This window comes from Polaribacter sp. Asnod6-C07, from assembly GCF_045063625.1.
Lineage (GTDB): Bacteria > Bacteroidota > Bacteroidia > Flavobacteriales > Flavobacteriaceae > Polaribacter > Polaribacter vadi_A.
The window spans coordinates 2,956,930-2,977,241 of sequence record NZ_JBEFOF010000005.1 but is presented as its reverse complement, the minus strand read 5'-3'; the positions used below and the strand labels follow the sequence as shown (position 1 = coordinate 2,977,241).

The window sequence follows — 20,312 nt, the reverse complement described above, 5'->3', positions numbered from 1 at the left end:
AAAGTGAAATCAATGTTTTTTAAAAGTTAACGAATTGGTTGTAAAACTTTATTATTGTCATAATTTATTATTAGCCAAAAAGAAATATCTATTCTTTTTATAACATATAATTAATCTAAAAACACAAAAAAACCTTGAGTATATACTCAAGGTTTTATATTAATAATGTAAATAAAAAAATTATTTAGCTACATTTACAGCTCTAGTTTCTCTAATTACAGTAACTTTTACTTGACCTGGATAAGTCATATCATTCTGTATTTTTTGCGAAATACTAAAAGATAATTCAGAGGCTTTAGCATCATTTACTTTGGTGCTTTCTACCATAACTCTTAATTCACGACCAGCTTGAATAGCATACGCTTTTTGCACACCATTAAAACCAAAAGCTATTGCTTCTAAGTCTTTTAAACGTTGTATATAAGAATCTAATACCTGACGTCTAGCACCTGGCCTTGCCCCAGAAATTGCATCACAAACTTGTACAATTGGCGACAATAAACTCTTCATTTCTATTTCATCATGGTGAGCACCAATAGCATTACAAACTTCACCTTTTTCACCATATTTCTCAGCCCATTGCATACCTAATAATGCGTGAGGTAATTCGCTTTCTGCATCTGGTACTTTACCAATATCATGCAATAAACCTGCTCTTTTAGCCAACTTAGCATTAATACCCATTTCAGAAGCCATAATTCCACAAAGATTAGATACTTCACGTGAGTGTTGTAATAAGTTCTGCCCATAAGAAGAACGATATTTCATTCTACCTACAGCTTTAATAAGCTCTGGATGCAAACCGTGAATACCTAAATCTATTACAGTTCTTTTACCAACTTCTATAATTTCTTGGTTAATTTGCTTTTCTGTTTTCTTTACAACTTCTTCAATTCTTGCTGGGTGTATTCTACCATCTGTTACCAATTTGTGCATTGCCAAACGTGCAATTTCTCTACGTACAGGATCAAAACAAGATAAAATAATTGCTTCAGGCGTATCATCAACAATAATTTCTACACCAGTTGCAGACTCTAAAGCTCTAATATTACGTCCTTCTCTACCAATAATTCTACCTTTAACATCATCAGACTCTAAGTTAAAAACAGATACACAATTTTCTACAGCTTGCTCTACACCTACTCTTTGTATAGTACCTAAAACAACTTTTCTTGCTTCTTGTTCTGCTGTTAATTTTGCTTCTTCTATAGAAGTTTGTACAAAAGCCATTGCTTCTGTTTTAGCTTCATCTTTTAACGATGCAACCAATTCTTTTTTAGCTTCTTCTGCAGATAAACCAGAAATTTGCTCTAGCATGTCTACATGACGTTTATGCATTTTTTCTAAATCACCTTCTTTCTTTTCTAAGAAATCTAATTTAAAATTATAATCTTTTTCTTTACTTTCTAAAGATTGATTTAAACGCTTATTTTTATCTACCTCTGATGCTACTTTAGATTCTCTATCTCTAATTCTCTTTTCTACATCAGAAATCTTTTTCTCTCTTGTTAAGATTACTTTTTCATGCTCAGATTTTAACTCAATAAATTTTTCTTTTGCTTGTAAAATTTTATCTTTTTTTACTGATTCTGCATCAATTTTAGCTTCTTTTAAAATTGTTGCAGCTTCTTTTCTTGTACCATCAAGAATTTTCTTTCCTCTTGATTTTTCTAAGGCCTTAAAAATTAAAAAGCCTACTGCTATCCCTACTAAAACTCCCATAATAGTGGGTAGTACCATTCCATCCATAATTTAAAATTTATATATAAAAAAAGCCTACATTAGATTAGGTTTTTAAACTCCAAAATGACATTTATAGGACTAACTAACTGTTCAAGGATCCAACTTGGTACTGAAATAAATTCAGCAACTATGGCATGCTATAGTAGTTAAGACTCATCCTTCATAATAGAATAGTGTTGAGTTTAATAAACAATTACTAACGTAGGCAGTGTGTTGTTAATGTATTTTAAAGAACTTATTCTAAATGAGTATTTACCAAATTGGTAAGTTCATTTAGCTTTTGTATTTCTTCCTCTTTATTATCGGTCTTTTGCAAAGATAGCATTTCTAATTTTGATGCAAATTGTAATGCAGACATTGCTAAAACATCTTGTTTATCGCTAACTGCATAATTTTGCTCATACATAGAAATTAACTTATTAATTGCGTTAGCAGCTTTACGCATACCCTCTTCTTCTTTAATGTTATTTACACTTAAAGGATAAGTTCTACCAGCAATTACAATATTAATCTTTAGTTTATGACTCACAATAAAAAGAACTTTATTCTTGTAACTGAATTATACATTTATCAATTTCTCTAATCAATGAATTTATTTTCAGTTTTGTATCTTTTGTATTTGTACTACTGCCTTCAATAGTTTTTGCAATTTTAAGCAAATCGAATTCTTTGGTTTGATTAATATAAACTTGCTTTAATTCTATTAGCTGATGTTGTAATTGTGTATTATTTTGAAGCAATATTTCATTTTCTTGTTTTAAAAACTCGTAATTAGAAAGTAAGTTTTTCAACGTTTTTTCTAGTAATTCAATTGCTTCTAATGTATTACTCATTTCACTTATTAGAATAAACTATTCTTACAAAGTTAACATTCTGTTTTAAATTTTACAACATTTTATTACTTTTTTACTAATACATTGAAGCTAAACAAATTACCAAAAGAATGTTTTTTATTATTTTTACGTAAAATTTTGCCTTTTGAAACAATTCACATTATTCTCATTTTTAGTGTTTAATTTAATTACATTTTCTCAAAAGAAATATCCAACAGATTATTTTAGAAATCCTTTAGATATACCTATTTTTCTTTCTGGTTCTTTTGGTGAATTAAGAAGCAACCATTTTCACGCAGGTTTAGATATTAAAACCCAAGGTAAAGAAGGTTTAAAAGTTTTTGCAGCAGCAGATGGTTATGTATCTAGAATTAAAGTACAACAATTTGGTTATGGCAAAGCTATTTATGTAACTCACCCAAATGGATTTACAACCGTTTATGGGCATTTAAGTAAATTTAATGATGAAATAGAAGCTTACGTTAAAAGTGTACAATACAAAAAAGAAGATTATAATACAGGAAACCTTTTTTTTAAAGAAGATAAATTTCCTTTACAAAAAGGGGATCTTTTAGCTTATTCTGGTGATACAGGTGGTTCTGGTGGACCGCATTTACATTTCGAAATTAGAGATACAGCATCAGAAAAAATTATAAACCCTTTGTTGTTTGGTATAAAAGTACAAGATACTAAAACACCTACCTTCCAGTCTTTAAAAGGATATACTTTAAGTACAGACGCTAGAATTAATCAACAAAAAAAGAGTTTTCAAATTCCCATAAAAAGTATTGGAAATGGAAATTATATTGCTGATAAAATTACAGCAAGTGGTTATATAAGTTTTGGTGTAAGCGTTTTTGATCGTTTTAATGGTGTGCCTAATAAAAACGGAATTTTCAGTTTAGAAATGTTCGTAAATGGCAAACGTTTTTATTATCATGATGTAGAAACTTTTTCTTTTGCAGAAAGCAAATACTTAAATTTACATATTGATTACGAGCATTATAAAAAATACAAAAGACGTTATCAAAAAACTCATAAAGAAACTGCTAATAAATTATCAACCTATGAAAAGTTGATTAATAATGGTAAAATAAACATACAAAAAGGTTTTAATTATACTATAGAAATTATTGCTAAAGATTTTGCAGGCAATAAAAGTTCTATAAAAATTCCTGTTTCTGGTAAAGAGAGTAATGCTATTTTTAGTTCTAAAGCTGACACTACGAATTATAAAGTTGTAGCTAAAAACTTTCATAAATTTAGTAAAGATGATGTTACTATTGCATTTCCTAAAAACACTTTTTATAACGATTTGTACTTAGATTTTAAGGTTGATAAAAACATTGCCAAAATTCATAACCCAACTGTACCACTAAATAAAAGTTTTACGCTTACTTTTAACGTCTCTAAATATTCTAAAAAAGAAAAACAGCAAATGTATATTGCCAATTTAGAGTATCCTAAATATCCAAGATATAATTATACCAGAAAAAAAGATAGTACGTTTTATACAACAACTAAAATTTTAGGCAATTATACCTTAGCAATAGATTCTATAAAACCCAAAATTAAATTGCTATATTTTAAAGACCAACAATGGATAAGTAACTCTAAGACAATAAAAGTGAAAATTAGCGATATTGGTTCTGGTATTAAAAACTGGAGGGCTACTATTGATGGTGAATGGGTTTTAATGCAATACAATCATAAAAAAAGAATTTTAACCTATAATTTTAGTGATAAAAAATTGGTAGGTAGCAAACATATCTTTAAACTTGTAGTATCAGACAATGTTGGAAATACGAATGAGTTATCTGCAACGTTCTTTAAGAAACAAATAAACTAATTTTTGTGAAAAAAACATTCTTATTTCTACTCTTTATCCCAAGTTTTTTAATTGCTCAAAAAACTACTATTTTAAAAGGTACTATTAAAAACAGTAAAAAAGAACCTATAGAAAATGTATCAATAAAATTTAATAATACAGGAACATCAACAGATATAAATGGTAATTATTCTATTAGAATTCCTTTAGATAAAGAAATAACAATTATTTACAGTCACGTTTCTTATAGAACAATCACAAAATTTATTACTGCAAAAAATAGAAATATAATTAGATACTCACCTACTCTAATTTTAAAAACAGAAAAATTAAACGAAATAGTTGTAAAAGATATTAGAAAAGAAGCATCAGGCATTGAATCTATAGATATAAAAACTGTTAAAAACACGATTGGACCAAATGCTGGTGTAGAAAATACTTTAATGACGTTTGCAGGTGTAAATAACAATAATGAATTAAGTACGCAATACAATGTTAGAGGTGGTAATTTTGATGAAAATCTAGTTTACGTTAATGGTATTGAAGTTTACAGACCTTTTTTAATTAGATCTGGCCAACAAGAAGGTTTAAGTTTTATCAACACAAATATGGTGCAGAATATTAATTTTTCTGCTGGTGGCTTTCAAGCAAAATATGGTGATAAATTGTCTTCTGTTTTAGACATTACTTACAGAAAACCAAAAGAAACTGCAACTACAATAGATGCAAGTTTATTAGGTGGAAGTGCTACTTTCGAAGGTCAGTTTTTAAACAAAAAACTAAGTACAATTACAGGAGTTCGTTATAGAGATAACAGTTTATTTGTAAATAGTAAACAAATTGAAACTAATTTTAGACCCAAATTTACAGACGTACAAACGTATTTAACCTATGATTTTTCTGATAAATTTGAATTAAGTTTTCTAGGTAATTTTTCTTTAAATGATTACAATTATCAACCTTTATCTAGAAGAACACGTTTTGGTACAGTTGCAGATCCTTTAGAATTAGTTGTTTTTTATTCTGGTCAAGAACAAGACAAATATTTAACTCTATTTGGTGCTTTGTCTGCAGATTATAAAGTTAATGATAATTTTACTTTAAAAACTACAGCTTCTAGATACAACACTCAAGAAGAAGAACATTTTGATATTGCTGCACAATATAATTTAGGTGAAGTAGATTCTAATATCGGTTCTGAAAATTTTGGAGAAGTAGAATTTTCTCAGGGAATTGGTTCTCAATTAAATCACGCACGTAATGATTTAGATGCTTTAATTACAAATATTCAAGTTAGAGGAACAATAAAAAATAATGACAAACAATGGGATTTTGGAGTTAAATATCAAAAAGAAGATATACAAGATAGAATTAGAGAATGGGAAGTAATTGATTCTTTAGGCTTTTCTATTAGACCTCCACATCATACAGGAAACAATCAACCTTACGAAGCTTTTGAAGGTGAAATTACTCCTTATCAATCCATCAGAAAAGACAATAATGTTGCTATAACAAGATTCTCGGGTTTTGTACAATTTAACCAACGTTCTTTCTGGAATGATCACGAAGTGTTTTATAATTTAGGAATTAGAGCCCAAAGTTGGGCTGTTACTGGTAATGGTGTTGATTCTAAAAATCAAACAATAATTAGTCCAAGATTGCAATTTGCTATAAAACCTGATTGGGAAAAAGATATGCTATTTAGAATTTCTGGAGGTTTATATGCACAACCACCTTCTTACAGAGAATTAAGAGATTTTAATGGTGATTTAAACGTTGATGTAAAAGCCCAAAAATCTATACATTTTGTAACAGGTATGGATTACAGTTTTGCAATGTGGGACAGACCTTTTAAGTTAACTACTGAAATGTATTACAAAGATTTATCTGATGTTAATGCTTACTCTATAGATAATGTAAGAATAAGATATAGAGCAGATAATGCTGCAACAGCTTATGCTTATGGATTAGATATGCGTTTAAATGGCGAGTTTGTTCCTGGAAGTGAAAGTTGGGTAAGTTTGGGTTATTTAAAAACAGAAGAAAATATTAATAACCAAGGTAATATTGCAAGACCTTCTGATCAGCGAATTAAATTCGGAATTCTGTTTCAAGATTATGTACCTAATCTACCAGATTTAAAAGCTTATTTAAATTTAGTTTATAATTCTGGAGTTCCTGGTGGATCTCCTGCATACTCAGATCCTTACGATTTTCAAAGTCGTTTAAGAGACTATAGACGTGCAGATTTAGGTGTTTCTTATGTTTTTGCTGATGCCAATAAACAATATACTACTGGTTGGTTATCTAAATTTAAAGAACTAACAGCTGGTTTAGAGCTTTTTAATATGTTCGATATTCAGAATGCAATTACCAATACCTGGGTTAGAGATGTGTATTCTAAAACACAATATGGAATCCCTAATTATATGACTGGTAGAGTTTTAAATTTTAAAGTATCTATGAAGTTTTAAAGTATTTTCTTAGATTCTATTAAAGCACCAAATTCTTTTTTGTAAATTCTAACTACAACTAAAAATAAACTTATTAAAAGTGGCCCGAAAATAAGGCCAATAAAACCGAATAAAGGTACACCAACAATAACACCTATTAGTGTAATTAGTGGGTGAACATTATCTAATTTTTTTAACACAAAAAGTCTGATAATATTATCTGTAGAACCTACTACTACTAAACCATAAACTAAAATTCCCCAAGCTGCAAAACTATTGCCTGTAGACATTGTTAAGATAAAAACTGGCAAAATACCAACTAAAGTACCTATAAAGGGAATCATAGAACCCACTGTTACAATTATAAACCAGAAAAAAGGATCTTTAATTCCGAATATTAAAAAACCTATAAGAGCAATAATACCCTGTGCAATAGCTACTAAAGGAATACCAATAGCATTAGAACGTACCATAGCTTGAGATTCTGAACCAATAATTTTTAAGTTTTTCTCACTAATAGGTATATATTCATATAAAGAAACACGTAATTCTTTTCTGTTCGTTAACATATAGTACAAAATAAAATACATTAAACCAATAGCTATAAAAATGTCGAAAGTACCACCAGCAAAAGTTTCCCAGTTATCAGAAATCCATGTAGAAATTTCTTTTGTGTTTATTCTTGAGCTTAAATCATAATTATATTTATCTTTAATGGTGTTCATTTGAGTTTGAACAACCTTTGCAATTTTTTCTGAATTATCTACTGCTTCTCCAACTTTATTACCTAACATAAAAACGATTCCAGCAACTGGTAGTAGAATACAGATAAACGAAAAAATCATTAAAAAAATTGCGGCGAAATGCGGATTCCATTTTTTTTTAACTAAATAAACCATCCATCTTCTAAGAATAACGTAGATGGTTATAGCTCCTAAAACTCCTGATAAATAAGGAATAAGCTCTCTAAAAATTAGAAAAGCAAATAAAATTATTAATAATAAAACAAAAACTTGCCTTATGGTTTTTGGTGGAATTACATTTTCATCATTCATACAGCAAATTTATAAGTATTTAATACTAAATTTTATTGCTATCAATTTTAAAATTAATGCAAATACAATTTAAAGAAAATTATTCCTCTTCCCTATTTACTAAATCAATAGAAAAAGCAGGTAAACAAATGGCCAAATATTCGCATTCTAAATCAAAAGGATTTGAATATTGTACTCTAGTGTTTTTTTCTATTTTTATAGATTGACCAGCTTCTAAAACAACAATATCATCATCAATAATAAATTGTTTTTTACCTTTAATGATGTAAGTATATTCGTCAAATTTTGGAGTTTGAAAAGGTTCTTTCCAATTAGGAGGCGCAATCATGTGTGCAATACTAACATTAGAATTTTTATCTGTTGCGTTTCCAAAATGCTCTTCAATTAATTTGCCATCTGTTGTTGGTACAACAAATGGCACTTTTTGAATTGTATATTTTTTATTCATAAAGATTGGTTTTGCATAAGCGATTGAAATGGCATCCTTTTTTGAGGTACGAAAAAAAGATATAATGAAAAGCGCGGTTTTTTACCTTTCTTAAAAAAGGTGAAAAATATGCCCTAATTAAACCAAACTACAAAAGATTTCATTTTAGCCAAATCTGGTATTTGCTCTAAAGACACTTTTTGAGGTCTAAAATTTCTTAAACCTAATTCTTGTTTATCTATTGCAATCGTTACATTTAACTCATCTAAAAATAAAGTTACTGATTGTAATGTAGATTCTGGTCTTAAAATATTTGTTGAATTTATTTCTGAAAAAGTAGATTTTAGATTAATACCTTCGTTTGTTTTAAAACGCGGATCATGAATTTCGATACTTTTTATGGTTGATGTAGAATCTAACTGCTCTTGTGGTATAATTGTTAGTAAATGTTTACCTCCTTTTTCGTAAATTAAATACTCATCATCATCTTGAAAATAGTTGTCTCCTAAAGCACCTTCACTTAAATTTCTAACAATAGAATCTTTTTTAAAAATTTCTTTTAAGTCTTTAACAGTAGTGGTTTGGTCTACTAAACCTACTTTACCTTTTTCTATTTTAAACTTATTATTATTACTACAACTTATTATAAATAATGATACTATAATTAATGGTAAGAAACTCTTTTTTATCATTTGGTTTGTTTTTTATAAAATATAAAACGTGCGTTTTTTAATTTTGTTATTTAATTACTTTTTTTAAAATTCCAAAAACGGCTCTTATAAATGTGGCACTTGTTAATACTTTTACTAAAGGGTCTTGTCTTGTGCTTCTTCTTCTAGTAGAAACTCTAGATTGCTTTTCTTTTTCTTTCGCTATTCTTTCTCTCTCCTTTTGGTCTGCTTCATCTTTAATAGCTTTTTCTTCTGCTTTATTTATCTTATCTATTTTTGTGTTTAATAATTCGTAAGCACTTTCTCTGTCTAAATTCTCATTGTATTTATAGAAAAGTCGAGAATTATTTATCACATTTTTAAGTTCTTTATCTGATAAAATATCCATTCTGCTCATTGGTGCACGTAACATAGTTCTTGCTAAAGGTGTTGGAATTCCTTTTTCGTTTAAAACGGATACAAATGCTTCTCCAATTCCTAATTGCGTTAAAACTTCTTTTGTGTCATAATACTCAGAATCTGGGTAATTTTCAGCCGCCAATTTAATGGCTTTTCTATCTTTTGCAGTAAATGCTCTTAAAGCGTGTTGAATTTTTAAACCCAATTGAGCTAAAATATCTTCTGGTACATCTTTAGGATTTTGAGTAACAAAATACAAACCAATTCCTTTAGAACGAATTAGTTTTACAATACTTTCTATTTGATTTAAAAGTGCTTTTGATGCTTCATCAAAAACCAAATGTGCTTCGTCTATAAATATGATAAGTTCTGGAGTACCAGAATCTCCTTGCTCTGGAAAAGTTTCGTAAACCTCTGCCAATAATTGCAACATAAATGTTGAAAACAGCTTTGGTTTATCTTGAATATCTGTTAAACGTAAAACAGAAATAATCCCTTTTCCATCTTCGTTTACTCTAGTTAAGTCTTCTACATCAAAAGATTTTTCGCCAAAAAATAGATCTCCTCCTTGTTGTTCTATTTCTATAATTTTACGAAGAATTGCACCTGTAGAAGCTGTAGAAATTCGCCCATATTCTGCTTTAATTTCTTCTTTACCTTCGTTTGTTACAAATTGTAAAACCTTTTTAAAGTCTTTTATATCTAAAAGCGGAAGTTTATTATCATCACAATATTTAAAAATGATGGCAACAATTCCGCTTTGTGTTTCTGTTAAATCTAAAATTCTTGATAAAAGAATTGGACCAAATTCTGACATTGTAGCACGTAATCTGGTACCATCTTGTTCAGAAATTGTTAGTACTTCTATTGGAAATTTTTTAGCCTCGAAAGGAAAACCTATTTTTTGATGACGTTCATCAATCTTTGCATGACCAGGACTTGCTTTTGCCAAACCAGAAAGATCTCCTTTAATGTCCATTAACAAAACAGGAATCCCTTTATCTGATAAATTTTCGGCTAAAACTTGTAATGTTTTTGTTTTACCTGTACCTGTAGCACCAGCAATTAATCCGTGTCTATTTAAGGTTTTTAAAGGAACTTTTACAATTGCATTTGTTACAGTTTCTTCACCAAGCATTGCTGCTCCCAGCTCTATAAAATCTCCTTTAGTGGAGTATCCTGAATTTATATATTCAAAGAATTCCTCTTTTTGACTCATTATCTAAAATTTCCATAAAAATAAGTAAAATTGAGATTCTAAGAAGATATTAGTTAATCATTTTTAGTAAAATATTCTTGATTAGAAATTGAATTAGGACTTACATAGATTTTAGCTTTATTAAACCAAACCTCTGCATAGTTACCAGTTTCATACTGTTTTTTAAGATCGCCATCATAAGTATCTGCACCTGAGCACCAATTCTTATTTACTTCTGGTGATTTTCCATTTGTTTGATTATAACAACCTAATTTAAAAAAACAACCTTCATCTGCATAAGCATTTGCTCTTTCTACTCCATCTTGACCTACAGGGAAAAACATATCTTTTGTTTGTTTAGAAATGTCTGCTTTTGAAGCGTAATCTGTTTTTATTAAGTTTTTAGTAAATGTTTTCGTTTCATGACCTTCGCTTGTAAAAACTAATGTCATTATTCCTTCTTTTATATCTACTGAATAACTAAACTCTTCACCTAATTCAATACCTTCTGTTGGTTCTTCTGGATATGTATTTGCATCTGGGCCCACTGTAGAAAAATCGTTACCCCAAACAGCAGAAGAATAATCCCATCTTTTAGAATTATCATCTCCTAAAGTATTAATTTCATAATGCCAAAAAACAGAACCCTTTGTATGACCAGGAAATTTCTTATAAAAAATTTTTAAAGGTTCATTCTCATGCTTATCTGCACTATGAATTTGCCCAACAACTACAGCATATGATGCTGCAACTGTTGCATCTCCTGTTTTAGAAACACTCATTACCTTTAAATTAGCAGTTAGTTTAGCATCCGTCATTGGGTACCATTTTTTTGATTGTGCTAATTCTGTTCTTGTATTGTTAGAAGTACCATGAGTATCACCTGCATTTGGTGATTTAAAAACTACCCAAGTATCTTTTTCATCTTTTGTTGTATAAAAGTAATCTTTGTTTTCGAAGTTTATAGCTTGCCCAACATTAGATCCATCACCCAAAATTAAACTCCAATCGTTAAAAAAAGGAATTACATCACTTGCATAAACAGGTTTTGGAGCTTCTTCTTTTTTAGTTGATTTTTTACAACTTATTGCAATAACAGACAGTATTACAAATGCTAAAACTATTTTTATTGAACTTTTTTTCATTTTAAATATTTTTAAAAATTAGAACTTTTACATATTATAAACACCACCATTAATGTCTAGTGTTGCACCTGCAATAAAACCATCATATTCTGATGCTAAAAACAAAACAGCCCTTGCTACATCTGCTGCATTACCAGGTTTTTGAATTGGAATACCTGAAATTGTTTCTGCTGCAGATTCTTTTGTAGTATGCGTATTATGAAATGAGGTACCTAAAATAAGACCAGGAGCAACAGCATTTACTTTTATACCTTGTGCACCTAATTCTGTAGATAATGCTCTTGTAAATGTTAAAATTGCACCTTTACTTGTTGCATATACTAAAGAACCTGGATGCCCACCTTTACGACCTGCTAATGATGCTAAATTTACAATACTACTACATTCATTTTTAGCCAAATGAGGTGCTGCAGCTCGTGTTACAAACATCATAGAAGTTAAATTGATATCCATTACTTTATGCCAGAAGTTAGTTTCCATTTCACCTAACAATCTTCTAGCTACTAAAGAGCCAGCATTATTTATTAAAATATCTAAACCTCCTAGAGCTTCTACAGTTTTATCAACTAAAATATTAGCATCTTCTTCTTTGGTTAAGTCACCATTTATTACAACTGCTTTCTGTCCTTTAGATTTTGCATATTCTTTTAACTCATTAGCTGTTGCATCACTAGAAAAGTAATGAATTGACACATTAGCCCCACTATCTATAAAATGTTTTGTAATTGATTCTCCTATCCCTTGAGCACCTGCAGTAATTAATACATTTTTATTTTTTAACTTATTATTCATTTGTTATTGTTTTATATTTTTTAAATACTACTAATTATATTATTTTATAAAATACTCTAAAAGTATTTTGTTATAAGACCTACTACTCCTGTATAAGATATAATACAAGAGAAAAATAAAGCCGCAAATAAACCTATATTAATACCTAAACTTGTTTTATACCCTTTCATTAATTTTTTATTATTTACTAAAAGAATAATACCTAAAACAACTACTGGTAGTATAAATACATTAAAAACTTGCGATAAAATTTGAACTAAAATTGGTTTACCTCCAAAAAATGCAGGACCAATTAACGCTACTAAAGAAGCAATTGCTGTTATTATTCTAAATTGTTTTGAGTTAGTATCTAAAGTTCCTGATTGGTAATCTGCTATTAAAAGAGGTGCTATTAATAAACACGGAAAAATTGATGACAAACCAGCACTCAGTGTACCAAAAAAGAAAATAGCAACTGCAAAACTTCCTGCAATTGGCTCTAAAGGCTTTGCCATATCTAAGACATTATTTACAGGATTACCTTGATGATATAAAGCTCCACTAGCAACTGCCATAATTGCACCACTAATTATAAAAACTAAAATTGCTGCTGTAATTGCATCTTTACGTTGTTTTCCTAAATCTTTTAGGCTCCAATTTTTTCCTTTAACAAATAAAGGTCTAGATAAAAAAGTTGCTGCAGCCATAGTAGTACCTACAAATGCTGCAACCATCATTTTTCCTGAAACCATTGGGTCTTTAGAATCTGGTATATTAGGTATTAATCCTTCTAAAACGTCTGATGGATGAGGATAAACAAAAAATAAAGAAATTATAAAAGATAGCCCCATAAAAGACACAAATATGACCAGTATCTTTTCGAAAAAAGTATATTTACCTACCAACATAACTGCATAAAATACACTAACTATGATAATAGAAATAATTAAAACGGTTTCATATTCATAGGCTTTTAGGCTTTCGAAATTTATTGCAAAAATCTCATATAGCATATTAGAAGAAATTGTTAATATCCCCATAAGTGAACCCCATTGACCAACAGAAACTCCGATAATAATTAAAATAGCAAGAAATTTACCTCCTTTTAAATATTTTTTAAAGCTATATAATGCTGTTTCTCCAGTAATTAATGTATAATTACCATAAACAAACATTAGAATTCCAGAAAATAAACAACTTAATAAAAGCACCCAAGTCAATTGCATGCCATATGCACTACCTGCTTTAATCATAGATGTTACACTACCTGTACCAATTGTATAACCGATTGCAAAAATACCTGGTCCAAAACTTAAAATTAAGGCAAGTATTCTTTTAAAAAGAGTTTTTTTCTGTTTTGTATTTTCCATGTATATCTTTAAATTTTACTTATTCTTGCCAGTTTGTGTGATAGAATTTCCCAGAAGTATCATCATTTCTTTGATAAGTATGGGCTCCAAAATAATCTCTTTGTGCTTGTATAATATTTGCTGTAGAAGCTGCTTTAGAAAAGCTATTTAAAAAACTAATTGCGTCTGTTAATGCAGGAACTGGTTGTTCTTTTAAAATACTTTCTGCAACTACTTTTTTAATATTAGGTTTTAAAACATTTAATTCTTCAACTATTTTTTTACTTAATAATAAGTTATCTGTAGTTTTAAATTCTTCTACTAAATCTTCCATTAAATCAGATCTAATAATGCAACCATTTGTCCAAATTCTAGCAAGTTCGCTTAAATTCAAATTCCAAGAATGTTTTTTAGAAGCTTCATTTATTAACTTAAAACCTTGGTAATGATTTACCATTCTTGCAAATTGATATGCTTTATGAATATCATCTTCATTTAAAGCTAGCACATCAAAATTATTAGTATCAAAACTTTTGCTGGTTGTTACTCTTTCATCCTTAAAAAAGGAAGCATATCTAGCGAATAAAGATGTAGTTATCATAGAACTTGGTATACCCAATTCTGCAGTTGCAATAGTTGTCCAGTTTCCAGTACCTTTATTACCAGCTTTATCCATAATTTTATGAATTAACCAATCATCACCTTCTTTTTTTCTTAGAATATCAACAGTAATTTCTAATAAATAACTGTTTGTCGTAATTTTCCATGATTCTAAAATAGCAGCTATTTCATCAGGATTTTTACCTAGATTTTTCAATAATATATATGCTTCTGCCAATAATTGCATTTCTACATATTCAATACCATTATGCACCATTTTCACAAAATGACCACTACCTTCTCTACCAATATATGTACAACAAGCGTTTCCGTTTTTATCTTTGGCAGCTATGGCTTCTAAATAATCTTTTATTTTATCATAAGAATCTTTGCTACCTCCAGGCATAATAGAAGGTCCTTTTAAGGCTCCTTCTTCTCCACCAGAAACTCCAGTTCCTATAAATTCGATTTCTTTGGATTTTAAATAATCGAAACGTTCTAAAGTTTTTTTGTAGTTCGAGTTTCCTCCATCAATTAAAATATCTCCTTTAGATAAATAGGGTAACAAATCGTTAATAACGTAATCTGTAGTTTTACCAGCATTTACCATTAACATGATCTTTCTTGGTTTTTGCAAGGAATTTACAAAAGCACCTAAATCATCAAAAGCTTGTGCTTCTGATAATTCTGAAAACTGATTTTTAAAATTCATAGCAATATCTACTTCTAAACCATCTACATGTCTATTAAACAATGACATTTTAAAACCGTTATTCGCTAAATTTCTACTTAAGCTTTTGCCCATTACTCCTAAGCCAAAAAGACCAAATTCTGACTTGTTTTCTAAATTTTCTTTTATGCTTTTCACAATATCTTTTTGTGTTGATTTTACATCTATATGCAGTGCATTCTTTGGTTCTTCTAAAGTATTAAACTGAGATTCTAAAAGCTTAGACCCCATAAAATGCCCTTTTCTATTATCTAGCCTTTCTTTAATTAATTTAAAAGTACCTTTAAGAAAAACCCATTTAGAGTTTTCTTCTATTGTATTTTCTAATATGTTTCTATAAGATTGTTTTAATGCAGAACAAACAATAACACAATCTTTATTATCATCAATTTGTGTTTTTGCTAATTCATTTAAATTTTGAAGCCAACTAAATCGATCTTCATCTTGTAAAGGAATTTCGTTAGACATTTTTTTAACGTTGCTTTCAGGGTGAAAATCATCACCATCAAAAAAAGAAATTTTTAGTTCTTCTGATAAAAGTTTACCAATGGTACTTTTACCCACTCCTGAAACTCCGATAACAAAAATTACTCTTGGATGCATCTTAAAATATTTGGACAGCCAGATTGGTTTACCAGTTTGGCTGTCCAAATATAAATTAATTTATTCAATTAATTGTATTAATAATAATTCAATTTAATAAAAAAATAATAATTGATAATAAAAGTTAATAAAATGTCTGAAATAGTCAATAATATAGACTAATTAATAATCAATCCAATTTTTAAAATCTTTAACCCTTTCTCTACTTACAATTATTTCTGAGTCTTTGTAAGCATGTAAAATCAATTTTAAACGACTATTATAATAAGTAATAATATCTTTTACAGCATTAATGTGCACTATAAACGTTCTATTAACTCTAAAAAAATGTGCTGGATTCAAATCTTGCTCTAAACGTGTTAAAGATTGATTTATAACATAATTATTTTCATTAGAGTTTAAAAAAGTTGCATTATCAAAACTGTAAAAACAACTTATATCATCAGATTTAAATATTTTAATTTTTTTGCCAATTTTTACCGTAAAAGATTCTTTGTAATGAACAGCTTTATAATTGCTAACTAATTTTTTAAATTCTTTTAAATGAGTTTCTTTTTGATACACTTCTTTTGTTTTATGAATAGCATTAGTAAGTTTGTTTTTATTAATGGGTTTTAGCAAATACGAAATGCTGTTATAATCAAATGCTTTAATACTGTAATTACTAAATGCGGTTGTAAAAATTATTTTTGATGTTATTTTTACTCGATCAAAAATATCAAAACATAATCCGTCTGAAAGTTGAACATCTAAAAAAATTAAATCGGGTTGTTGGTTTTTCTGAAACCATAAAATAGTTGATTTTACAGAAGTCAATTTATCTAGAACTTCTATTTCAAAATCGTACAACAAACGCTCTAATCTTCTTGCTGATGGTAACTCATCTTCTATAATTAATACTTTCATTAAACAGTTTCTAAAGTTGGTAATTTAATGATATAATGGGTTGCAGTGTCTTCTATAATTACTTTTTTATCCGTAAAAAAAGCAATTCTTTGTTTAATATTCTCTATTCCTTTTTTAGATTCTGAAGTTGTATTTTGTTTTAAATTCTTATTATTCTTTATCACTAAATAATTTTCTTCGGATGAAATTTTTACGCTAACAATCGTATTGCTACTAATTTCATTATGTTTTACAACATTCTCTAAAACTTGCTGTAAAATAGTAGACACAATATATTTTTCTTTGCTTTTTTCATCAACAGAAATTATAAAATTTAAACCACTTTCAAATCTATCTTTTAATAATTCTAGATAACTCTTAGCGAATTCAATTTCATTTTTTACCAAAACTACATCTTGCTTTTCTTGTTCTAAAAAATAACGATAAATATGTGATAAATTCTCAGAAAATAAAACTGCTTTTTTAGGATTCTCTTCAATTAAACTGGTTAAAACATTAATATTATTGAACAAAAAATGCGGACTGATTTGATTTTTTAATTGTTGATAGTTTAATTGAGATTCCAGAGATTGTTGGGTTAAGAAAGTTTTCTCTTGTTTATTTAAAAGTTGAATAAAATACAAGTGAGTTACTATTAAAACATAAATAAAAAAAGGTGCATACAATAATATACTTGAAATTAAAAATACTCCATCAAAAGTTATATTGAATCCACTTTTTACAATTCTGAAATTATTTACTGAAATAATAATCCAAAATACCAATATAGATATTGATACCATATAATAAATTGCAACATAAACCTTTCTTTTTGAAAAATGAAACTGTTGATAAACGTAATTAAAAAAATGAATATTAATTAATGAAAAAATGAAACCTACAGGTAAAAAATTATAAATGATTTGAACAGATTCACTAAATGAAAATTTCTCAAATGCAATAATTAATATATATAATAAGACTCCAGAAAATGATATTAAAAATAACTGTAAATAAGAAAATTTCACCTCCCTAGATAGAAATTCAGTTTTAGTTTCTTTAATTTTATGAAAAAACGCAAAAAACATACAGATTAAAGATGAAATGAATGCAGATGTAAAGTTTTCATAACTTAATACACTATGGCTCTCACGTATTATAATGAATTTAAAAAAGCAATAAGTAAAGAAGAAAATGATAACAAAATTATACAAAAAAACCTTTAACAATAATTTTGTGAATTTTTGATTTACATCATAAAAATAAAATGATAAAAAACAAGGGGTAAATAATATCGGTATTGTTAAGCTTATAATCTCTAATAACAAATTATAATTAAACGTATTAATTACCAATAAAATTATAATTGCTATTGAATGAATTAAAGTTGTAATTATAAATGCTTGTAAAAATGATTTATAGATTTTCTTCATAATTTCTAATTTTCATCAAAAATGAAATTTATCACTTTTAATAAAAAAAGAAATATAGTGAATTGTTAATTTATCTAAGTGAGTTGTATTAAAATAAGAAATTTAAAATCCGATTACGTTAGTCAATCCAATTTTTAAAATCTTTAACACGCTCTCTACTTACAATAATTTCTGAGTCTTTATACGAATGCAAAACCAATTTTAAACGAGAATTTGAGTAAGCAATAATATCTTTTATAGCATTAATGTGCACAATAAACGTTCTGTTAACTCTAAAAAAATGTTCTGGGTCTAATTGTTCTTGCCAGTTTTCTAAAGAATTATCTAACAAAAAATTTCTGTTTTCTTTGGTATGAATATAGGTAGATTTGTTTTCGCTATAAAAACATTCAATTTCGTCTATATGAATAATTTTTATGTGTTGCCCCACTTTTATAGACAATCGTTTTTTGAATTTACGATCTACAGGATTTATCAATAATTTTCGAATATCATCTAAATTTACTTGAACATCTGATTGCTTTGGCTGTTGTTCTTTAAATTGATTTACTGCGGATGTTAACTCATCATCATCTATTGGTTTTAAAAGATAATCGATGCTATTTAGCTTAAATGCTTTAAGTGCATATTCATCATAAGCTGTGGTAAAAATAATGGCTGATTTTACTTCAATTTCTTCGAAAATTTCGAAAGATAATCCGTCTGATAATTGAATATCTAAAAATATTAAATCTGGATGTTTATTGTTTTGCAACCAATTTAAAGATTCTTCTACAGAATGCAACATTTGCTGAACTTCGATATCTAATTCTGATAACATTCTGTTTAGCCTTCTTGCTGCTGGCTTTTCATCTTCAATTATTAATACGTTCATAAAATTATAATTCGTTTTAAGTTGTTGGTTTTTGTTGAAAATTTTAAGGTTTTTAGAAATTTTACTTGTAAACTATTCCATAAATTCTTTAATTTTTCTTTCTTCCCAGTTTTTATCAAAAAAAGTAAAAAAACCGAATGTTCTTAAGGCATCAAAAAGTAAGAAAATTCCACCTACTAACCAAAAAGGAATGTGTTTAAATCCTTCTGAATTGTATTGATTGCTAAATATTAAATCACCAAAAATTTTAAATTTAAAAGACCAAACAAACGTTAAAAATAAATTGACTAGTACATAGGTTATTACATGTTTGTAAAAATTCTTAATAGCTTCTACTTTCTGTTTTGCTTTTTGTAGTTTTATTTTTTGTGAATTATCCATAATTAAAACTTATTTCTTCTTTTATCGTCTTTATCCATCAGTTCTTTTATCTTCTTTTCTTCCCAATCTTTACTAAAACCTAAAGATTTAAAACCAAAAACCCCCATCCAATGAAAAAACATTCCAATTCCCCAAAAAAGCCAAGTAGAATAGACTCCGAAATTTGTAATTGCTTCTATAAAAGAATAACCACTTGTCATTAATCCGAAGATAATTACACCACTTATAAATAGGTTTACAATTATATACACTACTAAATGAATGTAAAATGCTTTAATGTCTTTTACCCTTTTTTTAGCTCTAATATAATTCTGTTCTTGTGTAAAATCTCTTTCCATTTTTATTTAAAATTCTTTATAATTTCTTTTGTTTTTCTTTCTTCCCAATTTTTGCCTAATCCTAAAAAATTAAATCCAAAAACACCTAACCAATGCAAAAATATAGCAATACACATTCCACCAACTGCAAACCAAAAAAAGTGAAATTGAGGTACAAATTTTAAGTTTACAAAAACTATAATTGGCAAAGTAAAAAGAGTTACAATTAAGTGCATATAAAACCCTTTAATTTCTTCTGTTTGTTTTTTTGCTTTTAAATAATACTTCTCATTTATATAAGTATTATCTTCTTCTATTTCTTTTTTATGTACGCTATTTGCAATAATTTCTTTTAACTTTTTGTCTTCCCAATCCTTTTTAAAACTTAGTTTAGAAAAAGCAAAAACACTTATATAATGGACCACTAAACCCAAACACCAAGCTAAAATTGCATACCAATACCATTCAAATTGTGGAAACGTTTTTAGGTTGATAAACACTAGAAAAGGCAATACTAAAAAGGTGGCAGAAAAGTGCGTATAAAACCCTTTAATATCTTTTATTCTTTTCTGTGCTATTAATTTTAGCTGATAATTTACTTGCTCTTGTTGGTTCAT

At 28.0% G+C, this 20,312-nt stretch carries 19 protein-coding genes; 2 read left to right on the top strand and 17 right to left on the bottom strand.

All coding sequences use genetic code 11. The annotated features are described in order from the left end of the window. Positions 1-180 precede the first annotated feature (180 nt). From rny to ACJJVK_RS12910, 3 genes are all read right to left on the bottom strand, one after another. A complete protein-coding gene (gene rny, locus ACJJVK_RS12920) occupies positions 181-1,749 on the bottom strand; it encodes a ribonuclease Y (protein ID WP_215995586.1) in 1,569 nt (522 codons plus the stop codon). 229 nt (positions 1,750-1,978) lie between these two features. Next, complete coding sequence (locus ACJJVK_RS12915) at positions 1,979-2,272, bottom strand: cell division protein ZapA (protein WP_215995587.1); 294 nt, start codon at positions 2,270-2,272, stop codon at positions 1,979-1,981. 13 nt (positions 2,273-2,285) lie between these two features. Beyond that, entirely contained in the window at positions 2,286-2,576 is a 291-nt protein-coding gene (locus tag ACJJVK_RS12910) for a hypothetical protein (RefSeq protein ID WP_405566480.1), read from the bottom strand. A 145-nt stretch (positions 2,577-2,721) separates the two neighbouring features. Between ACJJVK_RS12910 and ACJJVK_RS12905 the strand changes: the two genes are divergently transcribed. Both ACJJVK_RS12905 and ACJJVK_RS12900 read left to right on the top strand, forming a co-directional pair. Then, entirely contained in the window at positions 2,722-4,425 is a 1,704-nt protein-coding gene (locus ACJJVK_RS12905; RefSeq protein WP_405566479.1) for a M23 family metallopeptidase, read from the top strand. 5 nt (positions 4,426-4,430) lie between these two features. After that, positions 4,431-6,878, top strand: a complete 2,448-nt coding sequence (locus tag ACJJVK_RS12900) for a TonB-dependent receptor (protein ID WP_405566477.1) — start codon at positions 4,431-4,433, stop codon at positions 6,876-6,878. Here ACJJVK_RS12900 and ACJJVK_RS12895 read toward each other — a convergent pair. The 14 genes from ACJJVK_RS12895 to ACJJVK_RS12830 all read right to left on the bottom strand — a co-directional run bounded on the left by ACJJVK_RS12895 (position 6,875) and on the right by ACJJVK_RS12830 (position 20,312). Beyond that, positions 6,875-7,912, bottom strand: coding sequence for an AI-2E family transporter (locus ACJJVK_RS12895; protein WP_405566475.1), 1,038 nt, complete (start codon positions 7,910-7,912; stop codon positions 6,875-6,877). The two genes, ACJJVK_RS12900 and ACJJVK_RS12895, sit on opposite strands and share 4 nt — an antisense overlap. Before the next feature lie 79 nt (positions 7,913-7,991). Further along, a complete protein-coding gene (locus ACJJVK_RS12890) occupies positions 7,992-8,360 on the bottom strand; it encodes a cupin domain-containing protein (protein ID WP_215995592.1) in 369 nt (122 codons plus the stop codon). Between the two features lie 113 nt (positions 8,361-8,473). Continuing rightward, positions 8,474-9,031: a hypothetical protein gene (locus ACJJVK_RS12885; RefSeq protein WP_405566473.1), complete on the bottom strand. Its 558-nt coding sequence runs from the start codon at positions 9,029-9,031 to the stop codon at positions 8,474-8,476. A 46-nt stretch (positions 9,032-9,077) separates the two neighbouring features. Continuing rightward, a complete protein-coding gene (locus tag ACJJVK_RS12880; protein WP_405566471.1) occupies positions 9,078-10,628 on the bottom strand; it encodes a helicase HerA-like domain-containing protein in 1,551 nt (516 codons plus the stop codon). Positions 10,629-10,681: 53 nt separating this feature from the next. Then, positions 10,682-11,752: a polysaccharide lyase family 7 protein gene (locus ACJJVK_RS12875; RefSeq protein ID WP_405566470.1), complete on the bottom strand. Its 1,071-nt coding sequence runs from the start codon at positions 11,750-11,752 to the stop codon at positions 10,682-10,684. Between the two features lie 27 nt (positions 11,753-11,779). Then, complete coding sequence (locus ACJJVK_RS12870; protein WP_405566469.1) at positions 11,780-12,544, bottom strand: SDR family NAD(P)-dependent oxidoreductase; 765 nt, start codon at positions 12,542-12,544, stop codon at positions 11,780-11,782. A 56-nt stretch (positions 12,545-12,600) separates the two neighbouring features. Then, on the bottom strand, positions 12,601-13,893 hold the full coding sequence (locus tag ACJJVK_RS12865; protein WP_405566467.1) for an Nramp family divalent metal transporter: 1,293 nt from the start codon (positions 13,891-13,893) through the stop codon (positions 12,601-12,603). A 19-nt stretch (positions 13,894-13,912) separates the two neighbouring features. Then, entirely contained in the window at positions 13,913-15,805 is a 1,893-nt protein-coding gene (gndA, locus tag ACJJVK_RS12860) for an NADP-dependent phosphogluconate dehydrogenase (RefSeq protein WP_405566465.1), read from the bottom strand. A 162-nt stretch (positions 15,806-15,967) separates the two neighbouring features. Further along, positions 15,968-16,711: a LytR/AlgR family response regulator transcription factor gene (locus tag ACJJVK_RS12855; protein WP_405566463.1), complete on the bottom strand. Its 744-nt coding sequence runs from the start codon at positions 16,709-16,711 to the stop codon at positions 15,968-15,970. Beyond that, complete coding sequence (locus tag ACJJVK_RS12850; protein ID WP_405566461.1) at positions 16,711-17,493, bottom strand: sensor histidine kinase; 783 nt, start codon at positions 17,491-17,493, stop codon at positions 16,711-16,713. Before ACJJVK_RS12850 ends, ACJJVK_RS12855 begins: the two co-directional genes overlap by 1 nt. 748 nt (positions 17,494-18,241) lie before the next feature. Then, positions 18,242-18,997: a LytR/AlgR family response regulator transcription factor gene (locus tag ACJJVK_RS12845; protein WP_405566459.1), complete on the bottom strand. Its 756-nt coding sequence runs from the start codon at positions 18,995-18,997 to the stop codon at positions 18,242-18,244. Positions 18,998-19,069: 72 nt separating this feature from the next. Continuing rightward, complete coding sequence (locus ACJJVK_RS12840; protein WP_215995602.1) at positions 19,070-19,378, bottom strand: 2TM domain-containing protein; 309 nt, start codon at positions 19,376-19,378, stop codon at positions 19,070-19,072. 2 nt (positions 19,379-19,380) lie between these two features. After that, a complete protein-coding gene (locus ACJJVK_RS12835) occupies positions 19,381-19,716 on the bottom strand; it encodes a 2TM domain-containing protein (protein WP_405566457.1) in 336 nt (111 codons plus the stop codon). A 2-nt stretch (positions 19,717-19,718) separates the two neighbouring features. Then, a complete protein-coding gene (locus tag ACJJVK_RS12830; protein WP_405566455.1) occupies positions 19,719-20,312 on the bottom strand; it encodes a 2TM domain-containing protein in 594 nt (197 codons plus the stop codon).

Bases quoted from the DNA above. Each gene is read 5' to 3' on its own strand.
- rny (WP_215995586.1), bottom strand. From the start codon at position 1,749: ATGGATGGAATGGTACTACCCACTATTATGGGAGTTTTAGTAGGGATA.
- ACJJVK_RS12910 (WP_405566480.1), bottom strand. From the start codon at position 2,576: ATGAGTAATACATTAGAAGCAATTGAATTACTAGAAAAAACGTTGAAA.
- ACJJVK_RS12895 (WP_405566475.1), bottom strand. From the start codon at position 7,912: ATGAATGATGAAAATGTAATTCCACCAAAAACCATAAGGCAAGTTTTT.
- ACJJVK_RS12890 (WP_215995592.1), bottom strand. From the start codon at position 8,360: ATGAATAAAAAATATACAATTCAAAAAGTGCCATTTGTTGTACCAACA.
- ACJJVK_RS12885 (WP_405566473.1), bottom strand. From the start codon at position 9,031: ATGATAAAAAAGAGTTTCTTACCATTAATTATAGTATCATTATTTATA.
- ACJJVK_RS12880 (WP_405566471.1), bottom strand. From the start codon at position 10,628: ATGAGTCAAAAAGAGGAATTCTTTGAATATATAAATTCAGGATACTCC.
- ACJJVK_RS12875 (WP_405566470.1), bottom strand. From the start codon at position 11,752: ATGAAAAAAAGTTCAATAAAAATAGTTTTAGCATTTGTAATACTGTCT.
- ACJJVK_RS12870 (WP_405566469.1), bottom strand. From the start codon at position 12,544: ATGAATAATAAGTTAAAAAATAAAAATGTATTAATTACTGCAGGTGCT.
- ACJJVK_RS12865 (WP_405566467.1), bottom strand. From the start codon at position 13,893: ATGGAAAATACAAAACAGAAAAAAACTCTTTTTAAAAGAATACTTGCC.
- gndA (WP_405566465.1), bottom strand. From the start codon at position 15,805: ATGCATCCAAGAGTAATTTTTGTTATCGGAGTTTCAGGAGTGGGTAAA.
- ACJJVK_RS12855 (WP_405566463.1), bottom strand. From the start codon at position 16,711: ATGAAAGTATTAATTATAGAAGATGAGTTACCATCAGCAAGAAGATTA.
- ACJJVK_RS12850 (WP_405566461.1), bottom strand. From the start codon at position 17,493: ATGGTATCAATATCTATATTGGTATTTTGGATTATTATTTCAGTAAAT.
- ACJJVK_RS12845 (WP_405566459.1), bottom strand. From the start codon at position 18,997: ATGAACGTATTAATAATTGAAGATGAAAAGCCAGCAGCAAGAAGGCTA.
- ACJJVK_RS12840 (WP_215995602.1), bottom strand. From the start codon at position 19,378: ATGGATAATTCACAAAAAATAAAACTACAAAAAGCAAAACAGAAAGTA.
- ACJJVK_RS12835 (WP_405566457.1), bottom strand. From the start codon at position 19,716: ATGGAAAGAGATTTTACACAAGAACAGAATTATATTAGAGCTAAAAAA.
- ACJJVK_RS12830 (WP_405566455.1), bottom strand. From the start codon at position 20,312: ATGAACCAACAAGAGCAAGTAAATTATCAGCTAAAATTAATAGCACAG.